This window comes from Mycobacterium szulgai (genome assembly GCF_002116635.1).
Taxonomy (GTDB): domain Bacteria; phylum Actinomycetota; class Actinomycetes; order Mycobacteriales; family Mycobacteriaceae; genus Mycobacterium; species Mycobacterium szulgai.
The window spans coordinates 1-17,419 of sequence record NZ_LQPW01000106.1 but is presented as its reverse complement, the minus strand read 5'-3'; the positions used below and the strand labels follow the sequence as shown (position 1 = coordinate 17,419).

Sequence of the window (17,419 nt, the reverse complement as noted above, 5' to 3'; positions counted from 1 at the left end):
TAACTAATTATCGGAAGGAAGATGTTGTGAGCGAAAAGGGTCGGCTGTTTACCAGTGAGTCGGTGACAGAGGGACATCCCGACAAGATCTGTGACGCGATCAGCGACTCGGTCCTCGACGCGCTCCTGGCGGAGGATCCCCGCTCACGTGTCGCGGTCGAGACGCTGGTCACCACCGGACAGGTGCACGTGGTGGGCGAGGTGACTACGACGGCCAAAACGGCGTTCGCCGATATCACCAACACGGTTCGCGCCCGCATCCTCGACATCGGCTACGACTCCTCGGACAAGGGGTTCGACGGCGCGTCCTGCGGGGTCAACATCGGCATCGGCGCGCAGTCGCCTGACATCGCCCAGGGCGTCGACACCGCCCACGAGGCACGCGTCGAGGGCGCGGCCGACCCGCTGGACTCCCAAGGCGCCGGTGACCAGGGCCTGATGTTCGGCTATGCGATCAACGACACCCCGGAGCTGATGCCGCTGCCTATCGCGCTGGCGCACCGGCTGTCGCGGCGGCTGACCGAGGTCCGTAAGAACGGCGTGCTGCCCTACCTGCGGCCCGACGGCAAGACACAGGTCACCATCGCCTACGAGGACAACGTCCCGGTGCGGCTGGACACCGTGGTGGTGTCCACCCAGCACGCCGACGGCATCGACCTGGAGAAGACGCTCGACCCTGACATCCGCAAGCATGTGCTGCAGAGCGTGCTCGAGGAGCTGGCCCACGACACCCTGGACTCATCGGCAACGCGGGTCCTGGTGAACCCGACCGGCAAGTTCGTCCTCGGCGGGCCGATGGGCGACGCCGGGCTGACCGGCCGCAAGATCATCGTCGACACCTACGGCGGCTGGGCCCGTCACGGCGGCGGTGCCTTCTCCGGCAAGGATCCCTCCAAGGTGGACCGCTCAGCGGCGTACGCGATGCGCTGGGTGGCCAAGAACGTCGTCGCGGCGGGGCTGGCACAGCGGGTCGAGGTGCAGGTGGCCTACGCCATCGGTAAAGCCGCCCCGGTCGGCCTGTTCGTGGAGACCTTCGGCTCCGAGGCCGTCGACCCGGTGAAGATCGAGAAGGCCATCGGCGAGGTGTTCGACCTGCGGCCCGGCGCGATCATTCGCGACCTGAACCTGCTGCAGCCGATCTACGCGCAGACCGCGGCTTACGGCCATTTCGGCCGCACCGATGTCGATCTACCGTGGGAGCGTCTCGACAAGGTCGACGACCTCAAGCGCGCCATCTAGTCACGCTGGGCCGGGCGGCAGCGGATGGTCGGGTTCCAGTCCGGGCAGTCCGTCGATGCTGTGCTGGTTGCGTTTGGTCAGCCGGGTGAAGGCTTCGTCGGGCTGCTTGGCGTGATAGGCGTCCAGCACGGGACGGTCGTCGACTAGCTCGTAGTAGGGCACCGCGAATCCGCAGGCGTCGGCGATCCGTTCAACGTCGACGACAATGGCGGCCCGGACGCCCGGCCGTAACTGCGGGAAATATGTTCGGACGCGGTCGAATTCGGCGTCGTCCGGGCGGACGGTGCGGCCGGTGCCGAACAGCCGCAGAATGCGTGAGTTGCGGGTGAATGAGCAGAACATGATCGTGATGCGGCCGTTGTCGCGTAGATGTGCGATCGTTTCGACCCCGCTGCCGAACAGGTCGAGATAGGCCACGGTGTGGTCGTCGAGCACCGCGAAGGTGTCGCCGTATCCCTTGGGGGAGAGGTTGATTCGGCCACCCTCGGACGGGGCCGTGGCAACGAAGAACACCGCCTGTTCTCCGATGAACTCCCGCAGTGACTCGTCGATACCCGCAAACACCTTCGCCATCGTCCGAGCGTAACGGTTAATGGAAAGCGCCCGACTCCTGATTTTGCGCGTTGAACAATCCCGAGACCTGGTTGCCCAGATTCATCAGGCCCGAGGTGAAGGTCTCGGTGGTGCCGTTGAGCGTAGCCGCATTGAACACTCCCGAAATGTACTGGCCCGAGCTGTTGATGAAGCCCGACATATTGGCCGGCCCGATATAGGTGGGGCCGGTGTTCCGGAAACCTGAGCTGTAGGCGCCGGCGTTGAGGAAACCGGAACCGAAATTGCCGTGGTTTTCGTATCCTGAAGAGCCGATGGTGCCGATGAAACTTTGCGGCCCAACCGTTTGATCGATGTTGTCGCCGGAATCGATGCCTGAGTTGTTGAAACCCTGATTCGCAAAGCCCGACTGGTTGACACCGCCGTAGCCGAAACCTGATCCGGAGTTGGAAAAGCCTGAGTTCAATACGTTTTGGTCGTAGGGGCTGCCGGGCCCGGTGTTGAGATTGCCCCCGTTGAGAAAACCGGTGTTGACGCCGCCGGCGTTTCCGTAGCCGGTGTTGATGTCGCCGGAGTTGAAGCCGCCCGAGTTGATGCTGCCGCCGTTGAAGCTGCCGAAATTCGTACTGCCCGAGTCGAATAGGCCGGTATTGATGTTGCCCGAGTTGAACAGGCCGGTGTTGGTATTGCCCGAGTTGAACAGGCCGGTGTTGGTATCGCCGGAATTGAAAAAGCCCGAGTTCGTCATGCCCGAGTTGAATAGGCCGCTGCTGTAGCTGCCGGAGTTTCCCAGGCCTGTGTTGAGGGTGCCGGAGCTTCCCACCCCGGTGTTCCAAACGCCTGAGGTGCCGAATTCGAGGCTCAACGGGCCCACACCCTGACCCGAGTTCGCGACGCCCCAATTGCCGTCGCCGGAGTTGAAGAAACCGATGTTGTCATCGCCGGAGTTGAACAGGCCGAGGTTTCGGCTGCCGCTGTTGAGCGCGCTGAAATTGATGCCGATCTGGTGGTCGCCGGTCAACCCGAAGCCGATGTTGTTGCTGCCCTTGTTCCCCAAGCCGATGTTGTTGCTGCCGAGGTTTCCATAACCGATGTTGGCGTTGCCGAGGTTGCCGCCGCCGAAGTTCGCCGAGCCGGTGTTTCCGCTGCCGACGTTGCCCGTGCCGGTGTTGCCGAGACCGAAATTTGCGTCGCCGGTGTTTCCGCTGCCCTGGTTCAGGTTGCCGGTGTTGCCCGAGCCGATGTTGTTGCTCCCGGCGTTGCCGCTGCCGAAGTTGGTGCTGCCGGTGTTTCCGCTGCCCAGATTCAAGTTGCCGAGGTTGCCGCTGCTCAGATTGAAGTTGCCGAGGTTGCCGCTGCCCAGGTTGTAGCTGCCGATGTTGCCGCTGCCCAGATTGAAGCTGCCCGGTACTTGTGCCGCCGAATCCCCCTTGCCCGAGCTGCCGTTTCCGCTGCCCAGGTTGAGCGTGCCGAAGTTGCCGGTGCCCAGGTTGAAGTCACCGACGTTGCCGCTGCCCAGGTTGAGGTTGCCGATGTTGCCGACGCCCGGGCTGAGGCCGACGTTGCCGAGCGTCAGGTTGATGGTGCCGTCCAGGAAGGGGATGTAGATGTAGATGCCTTTGGCGCCAGCCGACAGACCAGACACCGCCGACACGGCCTGCCAGGGGCTCAACGACGCAACCGCCGCCGATGCCTGCGCGTAATAGCCGCTCATCGCGGCCACATCCTGTGCCCAAATCTCCTCGTAGCCGGCCTCGGCGGCGGCAATGGCGGGCGCGTTTTGACCGAACAGATTCGAGACCACCAAGGACACCAACTCAGATCGATTGGCCGCCACCACCGCCGGATGTATGGTGGCGGCCCGCGCGGTTTCGAACACGTCGGCAATAGCTTTGGCTCGACTCGACGCCAGCTCGGCCTGGCCAGTCGCCGCGGTCAACCACGCCGCGTATGTCTCGGCGACACGTGTCATCGCCTGCGCCGCGGCGCCTTGCCATGCCTGTTCGGCCAGCTCTGAGATGGTGGACCTGAAAGAACCTGCGGCTGAGGCTAATTCGCTGGACAGCGTGTCCCAGGCCGTCGCCGTCGCCAACATCGGTGCGGACCCCGGACCGGCCCAGATCAGCCCCGAATTCACCTCGGGCGGAAATACCGTGAAATTCACCTTTGCGCAAGCCTTCCCATGATGCTGGTGCTACTAGCCACACCGACAAACAGGAGATCCTACGAACAACCGGGCTCCCGCAACGCGTTTCGCGCAAGTAGGGACAATGTGTCCAATTACCTTCGTAAATGTGCACATTCATTGAAGCCGGTCCGATTTGTGTGCTACGAACCTTTGGCGATGACGGAATTCACCACACCGGTCACCTGGACCGGTGAGCAGTACGCGCGGCGTTATGTGCTGACCACGGCGTTAGTCGTTGCCGATGGCGGACGGTTCCGCGTTACCCGAGTCAGCGACGCCGGCGGTCATGGGGTGCCAGTGGTGCTGCTGCCCGGAATGTTCGACAACCGCAGGTTGTATTTGTGGCCAGGTGGGGGCGGGCTGGCCGACACGTTGGCCGGCGCGGGGTTCGCGGTATGGATCGTCGAGCGGCGCGGAACTGGCGGCATGGCGCTGTCACCGCGGGCTCGTGCGGGGTGGGAGGAGGTGGTGTGCGTCGATCTGCCCGCCGTCCAGCGGCTGATCGCCACACACACCGCCGTCCCGGCCTTCTGGGTCGGCCATTCATTCGGCGGGGTGGCACTGGCCCGGGCAGCGGCCGAGACCATGCAACGATCGCAGATCGCCGGGCTGGTGCTGGTCAACTCGGCCGTCGACATCCCGTTGCTTGCCAATCGTATCGTCGCCGCGACGCTGGGATCTCGCCTTTGGCGTGGCGTGTTCCCGGCGCGGCGGTTCGGGCTGGGTCCCGAAGACGAGCCGGTCGCCGCCCTCGCCGACGCGATCTCCTGGGGCGCCGCCGAACGAACCGGGGCCGGGCTGTCGACGGTCCTAAGCGCGGTCGACGTGCCGCTCCTGGTGTTCACCGCCCCGCGCGATGCCATCGCGCCCGCTGCCCGGTGCGACCGGCTCGCGCGACCGTTCGCCGGCACCGACGCGCGGGTGCAGTCGGCGGCTCGCCGCACCGGATTTTCCCGTAACCATTCGCACGAGTCGCCCCTGCTACACCCCGCCGCCGTCACGGATGTGTTCCCGTTCCTGCGTGACTGGCTCGTCGCCAGGACCGGCGCGGCCACCCAGGACAGCGACACCGCCGAACGCGCGTGGCGCGTGGGCCGGCACCGCCTGCAGTCCACCGTCGAACTCGAGGGATCGGCCGAAGCGGTCTTCAGCATCCTCAGCCGCCGGTGGTCCACGCTGTGGCCGGTGCGCCAGCGCCGGGTGCGCGATGGCGTGGACCCCGCCCACCCGGACGGCCTGCGTTCGGTACGGGCTCAAAAAGTGTTGGGGCTCTGGCCAATACAGGAGGAGATCGTCGGTTACCGCCCGCCCCGACTGATCGAATACCGCACCATTCGCGGCCCAATCCGCAGTCACTTCGGCCACATCGAACTGACCGACCTACCGGGCGGTCGCATCCGACTGGACTATCGCATCGTCTTCGACACCCCGCCGTGGGTGCCCGGCCGGCTATTGGCCGCCGCGATCGATACGACCTGGCGGCGCTGGAGTCTGCCCAGGTTACGCCGCCAGCTGGCCAGGCAGCACTAAGCCGAGAACCGGTAGTCGTCGAGATCGAAACGTCTGCTGCGCCAATAGGCTTCGACCGTCGTGGTGGGCCGCAGCGGGACGTCGCCGTTCTTGTCGAAGTAGTAGCTGTTGGCCAGCCGGCAGCTGTCCTGCCAGAACACCTGGCGGTGCCGTCGCCGCATCACCTCGGCGAAGTAGCGGGCGTTGGCCTGCTCGGTAACCTCGATCCGGGTCGCGCCGGCGCGCCGGGCCCGCTTCAGGCACCGGATGATGTGGTGGGTCTGCGTCTCGATGAGCGCGAAGTATGACGAGCCGACGTAGCCGTATGGGCCGAATACGGTGAACAAGTTCGGGTATCCGGGGATGCTGACGCCTTCGTAGGCCTGCAGCCGATGGTCGTCCCAGAACCGGCTCAACGACCGACCGCCGCTTCCGATGACGGCGAACGTCGGGACGCTATCGGTGTCCATCACCTTGAAGCCGGTCGCCAGGATCAGCACGTCGATCTCGTGATGGGTGCCATCGGTAGTCATCACCGAGTTGGGCGTGATCTTGTCGATCGGCTCGGTGACCAGCCGCACGTTGTCTCGGTTGTATGTCGATAGATACGTGTTGTGGAAGCCGGGCCGCTTGCAGCCAACCGCGTATCGCGGGGTCAGTTGCTCGCGCAGCACCGGATCGTGGACTTGCTTGCGCAGATACGCCCGTCCCGCCGATTCCATCCGCCGCGCCAGCGGGAACACCGTGAAGTACTGCGCTGCAATGGGAAAGGTGGCTTCCACGAACGCCTGGCTGAGCGCACGCTGCACGGCCTGACCGCCGGGAATCCGCATCGCCCACCTGGCCGCCTTGGGCAGCGGCACGTCGAGTTTGGGAAAGCACCAGATGGGGGTGCGCTGAAACACGGTGAGCTGAGCGGCAATTGGTGCGATCTCGGGGATGATCTGGACGGCAGATGCGCCGGTGCCGATGACGGCGATGCGCTTGCCGGTCAGGTCCTGGGTGTGGTCCCAGCGCGCGGTATGCATGGTAATGCCGTCAAAGGTGTCCACCCCGTCGATGTCGGGCAGCTTCGGAGTGGTCAGGACACCGCTGGCACTGATCAGGAACCGGGCGGTGATCTCGCCCCCCGGGTCGGTCTGTACGCGCCACAGACCTTGCTCGTCGTCGTACTCGGCGGCAAGGACCTTGGTGCTGAACCGGATTCGGTTCCGGATGCCGTACTTGTCGACGCAGTGTTCGGCGTACGCCTTGAGCTCGCGGCCGGGTGCATAGGTGCGCGACCAGTCCGGGCTCTGCTCGAACGAGAACTGGTAGGAGAACGACGGAATGTCCACTGCGATACCGGGATAGGTGTTCCAGTGCCAGGTGCCGCCCACGCCGTCACCGGCCTCGATCAGCAGGTAGTCGTGAAATCCGGCCTCGTCGAGTTTGATCGCGGCGCCGATTCCGGAGAATCCGGCACCGACGATCACTATCGGGTAATCCGGTGGTGTGTTCATGACCGCCTGCTTCCAATGAGGTGCATTCCGTGCTTGGGCCGCAGCGTCAGCGTCGCCTCGAGTTCGACGACGTGATCTGGCGCCAGGTCAAAGGTCAAGCGCTGACTCATGATTGCCGCCATGAGAACCATCTCCATCAGGGCAAAGCTCTGCCCGATGCAAATTCGCCGGCCGCCGCCGAAGGGCAGATAAGCGCAGCGGTGACGGCTCTTGGCGGCGTCGGCGTCCAGGAACCGGCCGGGATCGAATTCCTCAGGGTCGGGCCACCAGCGCGGGTCGTGGTGAATGTGGTGAATCGGGATGACGACCGTGTTGCCCCGGCGAATGTGGTGAGCCGTCGATGGTCCCCCGATGACATCGTCGTCGATGGCCTCGCGCGCGATGACCCACACCGAGGAGAAGTAACGTTGCGCCTCCTGCAGGCACGCGGTCGTCCACGGCAGATCACCCAGGTCGGCGGCGGTAGGGCGGCGGCTGCCCAGCACTTCGTCCACCTCGGCGAGCATCCGCTCGCGCGCCTCGGGGTGCAGGGCCATCAGATACCAGAACCAGGACATGGCGTTGGCGGTCGTTTCGTGGCCGGCGAGCATGAAGGTCAGTGCTTCGTCCCGGATCCGCTGGTGTGGCCAGGATCCGCCGTCCGCGCTCAGCAGGACATTGAGCAGGTCAGGGGAGTCCGTCGGGTTCTTCAGCCGCCGATCGATCACCGCGTTGACCGCGTCGTCCAGGGCCAGGGTGATCTTCTGCATCTCCCGCAACGGTGGCGGTAGCCGAACGCCCGCATAGGTGCATCGCATCAGCGCGTCATACATCGGCGGCGGCATCAGGCCCCACAGTCCGAGGCGCTCCAGCTTTTCGGCGCGCCGCAGCCCGCGCGTGGCAAGGTCGTTCATGCTCTGCACCAAGGGCCCGAAGTCCTGGCTGAACAGGGCGTTGGCGACGACGCGCAGCGTTGCCTCGACCATCGTGTCGTGCATGTCGAACGCCACGCCCGCGGCCGGCAGGGCGGCGGTGACGTCGACGATCGGATCGATCATGAGGTCGACGAGTTCGTTGAGGTGACGGCGGGCGAAGATCGGGTTGAGCACCCCACGGTGACTGGCCCACGAATCGCCCTCATCGGTCAGCAGGTTGAGCCCGGCGGCGGCCCGGATCGGACCGTATTCGTCGGACTTGACGTATTTCAGCCGGGCCTCGTGCAGCACGTGGTCGACATAGTCGGGGTGGCATATCGAGACGAAGCGTCTACCGGCACAACGAAATCGAGTGATATCGCTGCCACGCACCCTGCCCAGGAAGCCGTCGCCCACATCGAATCCGATGGTGATGGCTTCCCGCGTCATCGTCCAGGTCCGCAAGCGTCGGGCCGGTCCCCTCTGGGGCCGCTGCGCGATCGGGGTGGCCATGGCTCCACTGTATGGATGACGTGGGTGGCCCGTAATGAGAGTATGGGACACAGACTTGGGAGTTTAGGACAGTTCTGTTGAGAACCGAGGTAACCCACCCGGTGTATGCCACCCGGGTTCTATGCGAAGTGGCCAACGAACGCGGCGTGTCCACCCGCGACGTGTTGGCAGGCACCGCAATCGAACCCGCCTATCTGGACAAGCCGGACACCGTGGTCAGTGCGCTCGACGAGATCACCGCAGTGCGCAGCCTGCTGGCCCGGCTGCCCGACGACGCCGGCGTGGGCATCGATGTGGGCAGTCGCTTCACGCTCACCCATTTCGGTTTGTTCGGGTTTGCCGTGATGTCGTGTGGCACCTTGCGCGAACTGTTCAGCATGTCGATGCGGTACTTCGCCCTGACCATGCTGCACATCGACATGACGTTGTTCGAGACCGCCGACGACTGCCTGGTCGATCTTGCCGCCGCCCATCTGCCGGCCGACGTACAGCGGTTTTTCATCGAACGCGATGTCGCCGGAATCATCACCACCACAATGAGTTTCGCGTTGCCGGTGGCCGAGAAATACGCCGAGCAGGTGTCCGCGGAGGTGGCGATCGACGAAAAGCTGCTGCGCCCACTGCTCGGGCTCATGCCGGTGCACGACATCGCGTTCGGCCGAGCACACAACCGGTTGCACTTTCCGCGGGCCATGTTCGACGAGCCGTTGCCGCAGGCCGACCGGCACACCTTGGAAATGTGTATCGCACAGTGCGACGTGCTGATGCAGCGCAACGAGCAGCGCCGCGGCATCACCGCGCTGGTGCGCACCAAGCTGTTTCGCGATTCCGGCCGTTTCCCGCGCTGTCCGACGTCGCCGCCGAGCTCGATATGCACCCGCGCACGTTGCGCCGCCGACTTGCCGAGGAAGGCACGTCTTTTCGCGCGCTGCTCAACGAAGCGCGCGCCGCGGTGGCCGTGGACTTGCTACGAAATGTCGGGCTCACCGTGGAGGAGGTGTCCACCCGCCTCGGATATACCGAAGTCTCAACGTTCTCCCACGCCTTCAAACGCTGGTACGGCGCCCCGCCCGGCGCTTATTCGCGCCGAGGCTAGCCAAAGACTAGGCGTGCAGCGCCTTCTGCAGCGCCGCCAGCCCGCGGTTGGTTGCCTCGGCGGCGGCGGGCACCACCAAGGCGAAGTTGACGTAGCCGTGCACCATATGCGGCTCGTTGCACAACTCCACCTGCACCCCGGCCGCGTTGAGCAGCTCGGCGTAGCGGGCGCCGTCGTCGCGCAGCGGGTCGTGCTGGGCGGTGGCGACGAACGCCGGGGGGAGCCCGGCGAGGTTGCCGTTGCCTGGGGCCAGGGTGGCGGGCAGCATCGTGTGGTCACTGAGGTCGTGGCCCGGCAGGTACCACGCTAGAAACGCGTCGATGACTTCGAGGTCCAGGATGTATGCCGTGGCGTGCTCGGTGAACGACGGCAGCGACAGATCGCCGATACACGAGGGGTACCACAACAGCTGATAGGCCAGCTCCGGGGCCGCGTTGTCCCGAGCCAGCTGGGCCATGACCGCGGCGAGGTTGCCGCCTGCCGAATCGCCCGCAACGGCTATGCGGGTGGGGTCGCCGCCCAACTCGGCGGCGTGCTCGCCGACCCAGCGCAAAGCCGCCCAACTGTCGTCGACTCCCGACGGGTAGGGATGCTCGGGGGCCAGCCGGTAGTCGACAGACACCACGATCGCGTCGGCGCCGACGGCGTGCGCGCGGGCGACGGGGTCATGGGTGTCCAGGCTGCCGAGCGCCCATCCGCCGCCGTGGTAGTAGACGACGACGGGCAGGTTGTCCTCGTCGACGGGCGGCCAGTAGATCCGGATCGGAATGTCGCTGCGCCCGTCATATCCGACGGTCCGGTCCTCGGTCCGCAGCTTCGGCAGCAATTCGGGTGGCACCTTCAGTGCGGCGAGCGCCGCGCGAGCGACCTCGGCGCCGTCGGCGGCGTTGAATGTCATCGGAACGGCATCGAGCAACGCCTTGAAGACGGGATCGATGCCGGGTTGGGCATGTGTCTCCCTCATTTCCCCACTTTAAGCAACGTCGGACCTAGGGGTGTAGCGCCACGCGCAATGCGGCCAGTCCGCGCTCCAGCGCCGCTGTGGCCGCCGGCACCACGCCGGCGTAGCCGACATAGGCGTGCACCAGCGTCTCGGCGTTGTCGACCTGGACGGGCACACCGGCGGCCGCCAGCAACTCGCCGTAGCGAATGCCGTCGTCGCGCAACGGGTCATGGCCGGCGACGCCGATGTAGGCGGGCGCCACGCCTTCCAGGTTTTCCGCTCGACCCGGAGCCAGCCCGGCCGGCGGGTTGGACATGTCGACTTCACCTCCGTACCAACGCGAGAACTCGGCGATTGCCTTGGTGTCCAGGATCGGTGCGGTGGCGTTCTCGGTGAACGACGGCAGCGATTGATCCCACATGAGGGAGGGATACCACAACAGCTGAAAGGCAAGCGGCGGCGCGTTTTCATCGCGGGCTTTCTGTGCCATTACCGCGGCAATGGTGCCGCCCGCCGAATCGCCGGCGACGGCAATGCGGCTGCTGTCGGCTCCGATCGCGCGACCGTGCTCTGCCACCCAACTCGTTGCGGCCCAGGCATCTTCGATGGCGGCGGGATAGGGGTGTTCAGGTGCCAAGCGGTAGTCGACCGACACCACTACCGCACCCGTGCCCACAGCGTGCTGACGGCAGGAGCCGTCGTGCGTGTCGAGATCGCCCATAACGAAGCCGCCCCCGTGGAAATACACCACCACCGGGGGATCGGTGCCGCGATCGGAATCACTTGGCGGCCAATAGATCCGGAGACCGATGCTGCTCGCGGGCCCGGTTATGGCCCGATCCTCAACCCGCAACTCCGGATGTACCGCGCGGCGCGGCAGGTTGCGCAATCGCTGACGCATCGCCTCGATTCCATTCTCGGGTGATAGCCGAAACGGAACCGCATCCAGTACCTTCAGCAGGATGGGATCGACAGCGGGCTTTTCCTCGTCGGTGTTCTCCAAATTGGGCATGGAGGTACCGTACGCATCTCGTCTGGTTGCCGGGTTCTGGGTGGCGGCCGGTTGGGCGGGAATCGCCTACGGTGTCTACCTAACCGTGCTCGCGTTGCGTTTTCCGCCGGGCGCCGAACTCACCGGGCACTGGATTTTGCAGCCGCCGTTCAAAGCATCGATGGCGGTGCTGTTGACCGTCGCCGCGGTTGCTCACCCTGTGGTTCGCGACCGGCGCTGGTTGATGCCGGCGCTGCTGTTCTCGGCCGCCGGCGACTGGTTCTTGTCGATTCCGTGGTGGAGCCAGTCGTTCGTGTTCGGGCTGGGATCATTTCTGTTGGCGCACTTATGTTTCCTGGGGGCGATGGTGCCGCACGCGGTGTTGTCGCGGTGGCGCCTGGGCGGTGTTGTGATCATCGTCGTGGCGTGTGCGGGAATGCTGGTCTGGTTGTGGCCACACCTGACCGAGCAGAGACTGACGATTCCAGTGACGATGTACATCACCGTTATCTGCGCCATGGTGAGTGCGGCGCTGTTGGCGCGGTTGCCGACGATCTGGACCGCGGTGGGCGCGGTATGTTTCGCGGCGTCGGACTCGATGATCGCGATCAGCCGGTTCATCCTCGGCAATGAGGTGCTGGCCGTACCGATCTGGTGGCTGTACGCCGCGGCGGAGATATTGATCACCGCCGGATTCTTCTTCGGTCGCGAGGGAATCGCCGGCGCTCCCGAGTCCACCGAGAAAGATATTGCCTAGCAACGCATCTCGGGATCGGCTACCCATCGAGGTCGAACCGATAGCGCGAGTGCTGCCGATGCTTTCGGTGCCGCACCTGGACCGCGAGTTCGACTACCTGGTGTCCGCCGAGCAGTCCGACGACGCCCAGCCGGGGGTGCGGGTGCGGGTGAGGTTTCATGGCCGGCTGGTCGACGGGTTCATTCTGGAACGCCGCAATGACACCGACCATCACGGCAAACTGGGCTGGCTCGATCGCGTGGTTTCGCCGGTGCCCGTGCTCACTCCCGAGATCCGGCGACTGGTCGACGCGGTCGCGGCGCGTTACGCGGGCACGCGGCCCGACGTGCTGCGCCTGGCGGTGCCGGCGCGGCACGCCCGGGTGGAGCGGGAAACGGCGGTCCAGCCGGGCCTGCCCGTCGTCGCACCCGTCGATCCGTCAGCCTGGGAGAGCTATGGCCGGGGCGGTCAATTCCTGTCCGCACTCGCCGAAGGACGCGCCGCCCGGGCCGTTTGGCAGGCGCTACCGGGTGAGCGGTGGGCCGACCGATTCGCCGAGGCCGCCGCCGAGACTGTGCGCGCTGGACGCACCGCACTGGCGATCGTGCCCGACCAGCGCGACCTGGACCTGCTGCGGGAAGCGGCGGCCAGCCGGGTGGGCGCCGACCACCTGGTGGCTTTGTCGGCGGGTCTGGGGCCGGCCGCGCGATACCGGCGCTGGCTGGCGGTGCTGCGGGGTACCGCGCGGCTGGTGATCGGTACGCGCAGTGCCGTGTTTGCACCGCTCAGCGACCTGGGACTGGTTTCGGTGTGGGCCGACGGCGACGACAGCCTGGCCGAGCCGCGGGCACCTTATCCGCATGCCCGGGAGGTGGCGATGCTGCGCGCGCATCAAGCGCGCTGTGCCGCGCTGATCGGCGGCTACGCCCGCACCACCGAGGCGCATGCGCTGGTTCGCAGCGGGTGGGCGCAGGACGTGGTCGCGGCACGGACGGTGGTGCGGGCGCGCACTCCCCGCGTGGTTGCCCTCGATGACAGCGGCTACGCCGAGGAACGCGACCCGGCCGCCCGCACCGCCCGGCTGCCGTCAATCGCGCTGCGCGCGGCCCGCTCCGCGCTGGAGGCGCAGGCGCCGGTGTTGGTGCAGGTCCCGCGGCGCGGGTACGTGCCGTCGCTGGCCTGCGGGCGCTGCCGCGCGATCGCCCGATGCCGGCACTGCACCGGTCCGCTGTCACTCCAGGACACGGGCCCGCTCTGCCGCTGGTGTGGCCGGATGGATCCGACGGTGCGCTGCGCACGCTGTGGGTCCGACGCGATCCGCGCGGTCGTCGTCGGGGCCCGGCGCACCGCTGAGGAGCTTGGCCGGGCATTTCCGGGCACCGCGGTCATCACGTCGGCCGACGACACGGTCGTTCCGGAGGTCGGCGCCAAACCGGCGCTCGTGGTCGCCACCCCGGGGGCCGAACCCCGGGCGGCCGGCGGATATGGGGCCGCGCTGCTGCTCGACACCTGGGCGCTGCTGGGTCGGCAAGACCTCCGGGCGGCCGAGGACGCGCTGTCCCGGTGGATGGCCGCGGCCGCGCTGGTGCGACCGCGCGGTGACGGGGGCGTGGTGACCATCGTCGCCGAATCCTCCCTGCGCACGGTGCAATCGCTGATCAGATGGGATCCGGTAGGCAACGCCGAAGCCGAACTGGTGGCTCGCACGGAAGTCGGGCTGCCGCCGAGTGTGCACATCGCCGCCGTCGACGGTCCCGCTGAAGCTGTCACGGCCCTGCTGGAGGCGGCCGATCTGCCCGATGACGCTGAACTCTTGGGCCCGGTGGATCTGCCGCCCGGCGCTCGGCGCCCCGCGGGCACGCCGACTGGCGCGCCGGTTACCCGGATCTTGGTCCGAGTAGGTCGCCAGCACGGGCTGGAGTTGGCGGCCTGCCTGCGGCGTGGCGTCGGCGTGCTCAGCGCGCGCCAGACACATCAGTCGTTGCGCGTGCAGATCGACCCACTGCAAATTGGGTAGCGCCGCCTTGCTCGGCTAGGAGGTGCCGGGCTGTCCGGCTTTGCCGGGAGTGCCGCTAGTGGAGCCGCCGCCGGCGCCGGGCAAACCGCCGATTCCGCCGCCGCTACCGCCGTTGCCGCCGTCGCCGCCGTCGCCGCCGTTGTCGGTGGAGCTGCGGCCACCGTCACCGCCATTGCCGCCGTCGCCACCGCCGCCGCCGCCGGCACCGCCGTCGCCGCCGGCGCCGCCGGGAAGGCTGCGTGCCCCGCCGCCTCTACCGCCGTTGCCGCCGTCGCCGCCGATGCCTCCATGGCCGGTGCCGGCCGCCCCACCGGCACCGCCCGCTCCGCCGTCGCCCCCGCTGCCGTCCCAGCCGCCCAGGCCAAGCCCCTCGGCACCGGCCCCGCCGTAGCCGCCGTTGCCGCCGTGGCCGCCGCTGCCGCTGGTGCCGAACGCGTCGCCGGCGTTGCCGCCACGACCGCCAAGGCCGCCGTCGCCGCCATCACCCCCATCGCCGGAACCGCCCTGGCTGATACTGCTGGTCTTGCCGTTGCCGCCATTGCCTCCGTCGCCGGCGTTACCGCCAGCGCCTACGTGACCGCCGCCGCCTGTGCCGGCAAGGCCGCCGTTACCGCCGTTGCCGCCGTTGCCGCCGTTGCCGCCGCGGTCCTGGCCGGTGTACCCGGTTCCGCCCTTGCCGCCGGTGCCGCCGTTGCCGCCGTCGCCGGCGTGGCCGCCGACGCCGCCTTTGCCGACCGCGCCGCCATTGCCGCCGTTGCCGCCGTTGCCGCCCGAACCGCCGGCAATAGCATCAGTGGTGCCGGCCGCGCCGTCTATGCCGGCACCACCGTTGCCGCCGTTGCCGCCGTTGCCGTTGGTTCCGGTGCTACCGCCGGCGTTACCGCCGTTCCCGCCGTTGCCTCCGTTGCCGCTCGAGATGGCGGGCAAACTCATGCCGCCGGTACCGCCCGCTCCGCCGGTGCCGCCATTGCCGTCGACTCCGCCGACACCAGCGGTGCCGACCGCGCCGCCGGTGCCCCCGGCCCCACCGTTGCCTCCGCCGACACCCACGCCGACTAACGTGCCGCCGACACCGCCTTGGCCGCCTTGGCCGCCGTTGCCCCCGGTTCCATTGGTGCCGGTGCTTCCGCCGGCGTCGCCGCCTCCACCGCCGTGGCCGCCCTGGCCGCCGTCGCCGCCCTCGACACTGAACAACCCGCTGCTGCCGGTGCCGCCGGTGCCGCCGGTGCCACCGGTGCCGCCGGTGCCGCCGGTGCCGGCAGTACCAGCGACGCCGCCCGTGCCCACCGCGCCGCCGGCGCCGCCGGCGCCGGCGTCACCGCCGTTGCCGCCAATGCCGGCCTTCGTGACGAAAAGCAGGTCTTGTTTGCCGGTGCCGCCGGCGCCGCCGTTACCGCCGCGACCGCCAGTGCCGCCGTCACCGTTGGTGGCGTTGCCGCCGCCCGCATCGCCACCGGCGCCGCCGGCTCCACCGATGCCGCCGGTGCCGCCCGCTTGCCCGGTGAGATTTGCACCGCCCGCGCCCGTCCCGCCGTTGCCGCCGGTCCCGCCGGCCCCGCCGTTGCCGGCGGTGCCGCCGTTACCGCCGGTGCCTACCATGCCGCCGTGACCGCCGGTCCCTGCGGCGCCGCCGGCACCGCCCGCCCTGCTGGTCGCGTTGCCGGTGGCGCCGTTGCCGCCATTGCCGCCGCGGCCCCCGGTGCCGCCATCGCCGTTGGTGCCGGTGCTGCCTCCGGCGTTGCCGCCGGCCCCGCCGGCCCCGCCGGTTCCGCCGGTGCCGCCTGCCTGTGCGGTGAGATTCGTACCGTCAGCGCCCGTTCCGCCGTTGCCGCCGGTCCCGCCGGCCCCGCCGTTGCCGGCGGTGCCGCCGATGCCACCGGTGCCGACCATGCCGCCGTGTCCGCCGGCGCCTGCGGCGCCGCCGTTGCCGCCAGCGGCGCTGCTCACGGTGGCGTCCACGCCGTTGCCGCCATTGCCGCCACGGCCGCCGTCCCCACCGTTGCCGTTGATGGCGGTCGCGCCTCCGGCGTTGCCGCCGGCGCCACCGTTGCCGCCGTTGCTGCCTACCGAGCCGAGCAGACCGGTGCCGCCGTCGCCACCGCCGCCGCCGTGGCCGCCGTTTCCGGCAGCACCGCCGATGCCACCGCTACCCACGGCGCCGCCGTTGCCGCCGTTGCCGCCGGCGCCGCCGTTGCCGCCGGCGCTGCTCGCGACGCCGTCCACGCCGTCGACTCCATTGCCGCCGTTGCCGCCGGCGCCGCCGTTGCCGTTGATCGCGGTTTCACCCCCGGCGTCGCCGCCCGCGCCGCCCGCTCCGCCATTACCTCCGGCATTGCCGTTGCCGCCGGTCCCGCCGGTGCCGCCGTTGCCCGCGACGCCGCCGACGCCGCCGCTCCCGACCACGCCGCCGGCCCCGCCGTCGCCACCGTTTCCGGCAGCGTTGCCAGTGTTGCCGTCGCCCCCGTTGCCACCATTGCCGCCCGCGCCGCCGCTGCCATTGATTGCAGTGACGCCGCCGGCGTTGCCGCCGGCGCCGCCGGCCCCGCCGTGGCCGCCGGCACCGCCGTTGGGCGCATTGAATCCGTTGCCGCCGATCCCGCCATTGCCACCGTTGCCGGCCGCGCCGCCAACGCCGCCGCTGCCGGCTGCGCCGCCGTGTCCGCCGTTGCCACCGGCGCCGCCGTCGGTGCTCGCGGTGCCTTCCACGCCGTTGCCCCCGTTGCCGCCATTGCCGCCCGCGCCGCCGCTGCCGTTGATTGCAGTGACGCCGCCGGCATTGCCGCCGGCGCCGCCGGCCCCGCCGTGGCCGCCGTTGAAGCCGTGTTGCTCGGTGCCACCGACGGCGTTGGCGCCGTTACCGCCAGACCCGCCGTTGCCGCCGTCGCCCGCGGCGCCAGTGACGCCGGTTCCGGCCACACTCATACTGGCGGTCCCGCCGGCACCGCCAGCCCCACCGGCCCCGCCGGACCCACCGTTGCCGCCGCCGGTTTCAGCGCCGTAGCTACCCGCGCCACCCAGACCGCCGTTACCACCGAGCCCGCCGGCCCCGCCGGCACCAGATATCAACGAGTGGCTCAACCCGCCGGCCCCACCGGCCCCGCCGGGGCCGCCGATCCCGCCGTCTCCGCCGTCCTGGTTCCCGGCGCCGCCGGCCCCGCCGTCACCGCCGAGCCCGCCGGCTCCGCCGATTCCAGACATCAGCGCGCGGCTGAGACCACCGGCTCCGCCTGCACCGCCGGCC

General features: G+C 68.5%; 10 protein-coding genes and 2 pseudogenes. 5 read left to right on the top strand and 7 right to left on the bottom strand.

Annotation, left to right across the window (positions count from 1 at the left end):
- Positions 1 to 26: 26 nt before the first annotated feature.
- Complete coding sequence (metK, locus tag AWC27_RS14975) at positions 27 to 1,238, top strand: methionine adenosyltransferase (protein WP_085671201.1); 1,212 nt, start codon at positions 27 to 29, stop codon at positions 1,236 to 1,238.
- Here the strand turns inward: metK and AWC27_RS14970 are convergent, their stop codons facing one another.
- Both AWC27_RS14970 and AWC27_RS14965 read right to left on the bottom strand, forming a co-directional pair.
- A complete protein-coding gene (locus AWC27_RS14970) occupies positions 1,239 to 1,811 on the bottom strand; it encodes a pyridoxamine 5'-phosphate oxidase family protein (RefSeq protein ID WP_085671200.1) in 573 nt (190 codons plus the stop codon).
- 16 nt (positions 1,812 to 1,827) lie between these two features.
- The gene (locus tag AWC27_RS14965; protein ID WP_085671199.1) at positions 1,828 to 3,954 is read right to left on the bottom strand and encodes a PPE family protein; all 2,127 of its coding nucleotides are present in this window, start codon (positions 3,952 to 3,954) and stop codon (positions 1,828 to 1,830) included.
- A gap of 180 nt (positions 3,955 to 4,134) precedes the next feature.
- On the opposite strand from AWC27_RS14965, the gene AWC27_RS14960 reads away from it, so the two are divergent.
- Entirely contained in the window at positions 4,135 to 5,508 is a 1,374-nt protein-coding gene (locus tag AWC27_RS14960; protein WP_085671198.1) for an alpha/beta fold hydrolase, read from the top strand.
- Here the strand turns inward: AWC27_RS14960 and AWC27_RS14955 are convergent.
- The gene (locus AWC27_RS14955; RefSeq protein ID WP_085671197.1) at positions 5,505 to 6,989 is read right to left on the bottom strand and encodes a flavin-containing monooxygenase; all 1,485 of its coding nucleotides are present in this window, start codon (positions 6,987 to 6,989) and stop codon (positions 5,505 to 5,507) included. The two genes, AWC27_RS14960 and AWC27_RS14955, sit on opposite strands and share 4 nt — an antisense overlap.
- A complete protein-coding gene (locus AWC27_RS14950; protein WP_085671196.1) occupies positions 6,986 to 8,395 on the bottom strand; it encodes a cytochrome P450 in 1,410 nt (469 codons plus the stop codon). Before AWC27_RS14950 ends, AWC27_RS14955 begins: the two co-directional genes overlap by 4 nt.
- Before the next feature lie 74 nt (positions 8,396 to 8,469).
- Between AWC27_RS14950 and AWC27_RS14945 the strand changes: the two are divergent.
- Positions 8,470 to 9,491: pseudogene (locus tag AWC27_RS14945) on the top strand (helix-turn-helix transcriptional regulator).
- A 7-nt stretch (positions 9,492 to 9,498) separates the two neighbouring features.
- Here AWC27_RS14945 and AWC27_RS14940 read toward each other — a convergent pair.
- Positions 9,499 to 10,455, bottom strand: coding sequence for an alpha/beta hydrolase (locus AWC27_RS14940; protein WP_085671195.1), 957 nt, complete (start codon positions 10,453 to 10,455; stop codon positions 9,499 to 9,501).
- 25 nt (positions 10,456 to 10,480) lie between these two features.
- The gene (locus AWC27_RS14935; protein WP_085671194.1) at positions 10,481 to 11,446 is read right to left on the bottom strand and encodes an alpha/beta hydrolase; all 966 of its coding nucleotides are present in this window, start codon (positions 11,444 to 11,446) and stop codon (positions 10,481 to 10,483) included.
- Here AWC27_RS14935 and AWC27_RS14930 point away from each other — a divergent pair.
- Together AWC27_RS14930 and AWC27_RS14925 are read left to right on the top strand one after the other, a co-directional pair.
- On the top strand, positions 11,445 to 12,182 hold the full coding sequence (locus tag AWC27_RS14930; RefSeq protein WP_085671193.1) for a lysoplasmalogenase: 738 nt from the start codon (positions 11,445 to 11,447) through the stop codon (positions 12,180 to 12,182). The genes AWC27_RS14935 and AWC27_RS14930 overlap by 2 nt on opposite strands.
- A gap of 58 nt (positions 12,183 to 12,240) precedes the next feature.
- On the top strand, positions 12,241 to 14,178 hold the full coding sequence (locus AWC27_RS14925; RefSeq protein WP_085671233.1) for a primosomal protein N': 1,938 nt from the start codon (positions 12,241 to 12,243) through the stop codon (positions 14,176 to 14,178).
- 15 nt (positions 14,179 to 14,193) lie between these two features.
- Here the strand turns inward: AWC27_RS14925 and AWC27_RS31160 are convergent.
- Positions 14,194 to 17,419, bottom strand: a pseudogene (locus tag AWC27_RS31160) (PE family protein); the annotation flags it as partial.

Coding starts and splice junctions, on each gene's coding strand:
- AWC27_RS14955 (WP_085671197.1), bottom strand. CDS start 6,989: ATGAACACACCACCGGATTACCCGATAGTGATCGTCGGTGCCGGATTC.
- AWC27_RS14960 (WP_085671198.1), top strand. CDS start 4,135: ATGACGGAATTCACCACACCGGTCACCTGGACCGGTGAGCAGTACGCG.
- AWC27_RS14930 (WP_085671193.1), top strand. CDS start 11,445: ATGGAGGTACCGTACGCATCTCGTCTGGTTGCCGGGTTCTGGGTGGCG.
- AWC27_RS14970 (WP_085671200.1), bottom strand. CDS start 1,811: ATGGCGAAGGTGTTTGCGGGTATCGACGAGTCACTGCGGGAGTTCATC.
- AWC27_RS14940 (WP_085671195.1), bottom strand. CDS start 10,455: ATGAGGGAGACACATGCCCAACCCGGCATCGATCCCGTCTTCAAGGCG.
- AWC27_RS14950 (WP_085671196.1), bottom strand. CDS start 8,395: ATGGCCACCCCGATCGCGCAGCGGCCCCAGAGGGGACCGGCCCGACGC.
- AWC27_RS14925 (WP_085671233.1), top strand. CDS start 12,241: ATGCTTTCGGTGCCGCACCTGGACCGCGAGTTCGACTACCTGGTGTCC.
- AWC27_RS14935 (WP_085671194.1), bottom strand. CDS start 11,446: ATGCCCAATTTGGAGAACACCGACGAGGAAAAGCCCGCTGTCGATCCC.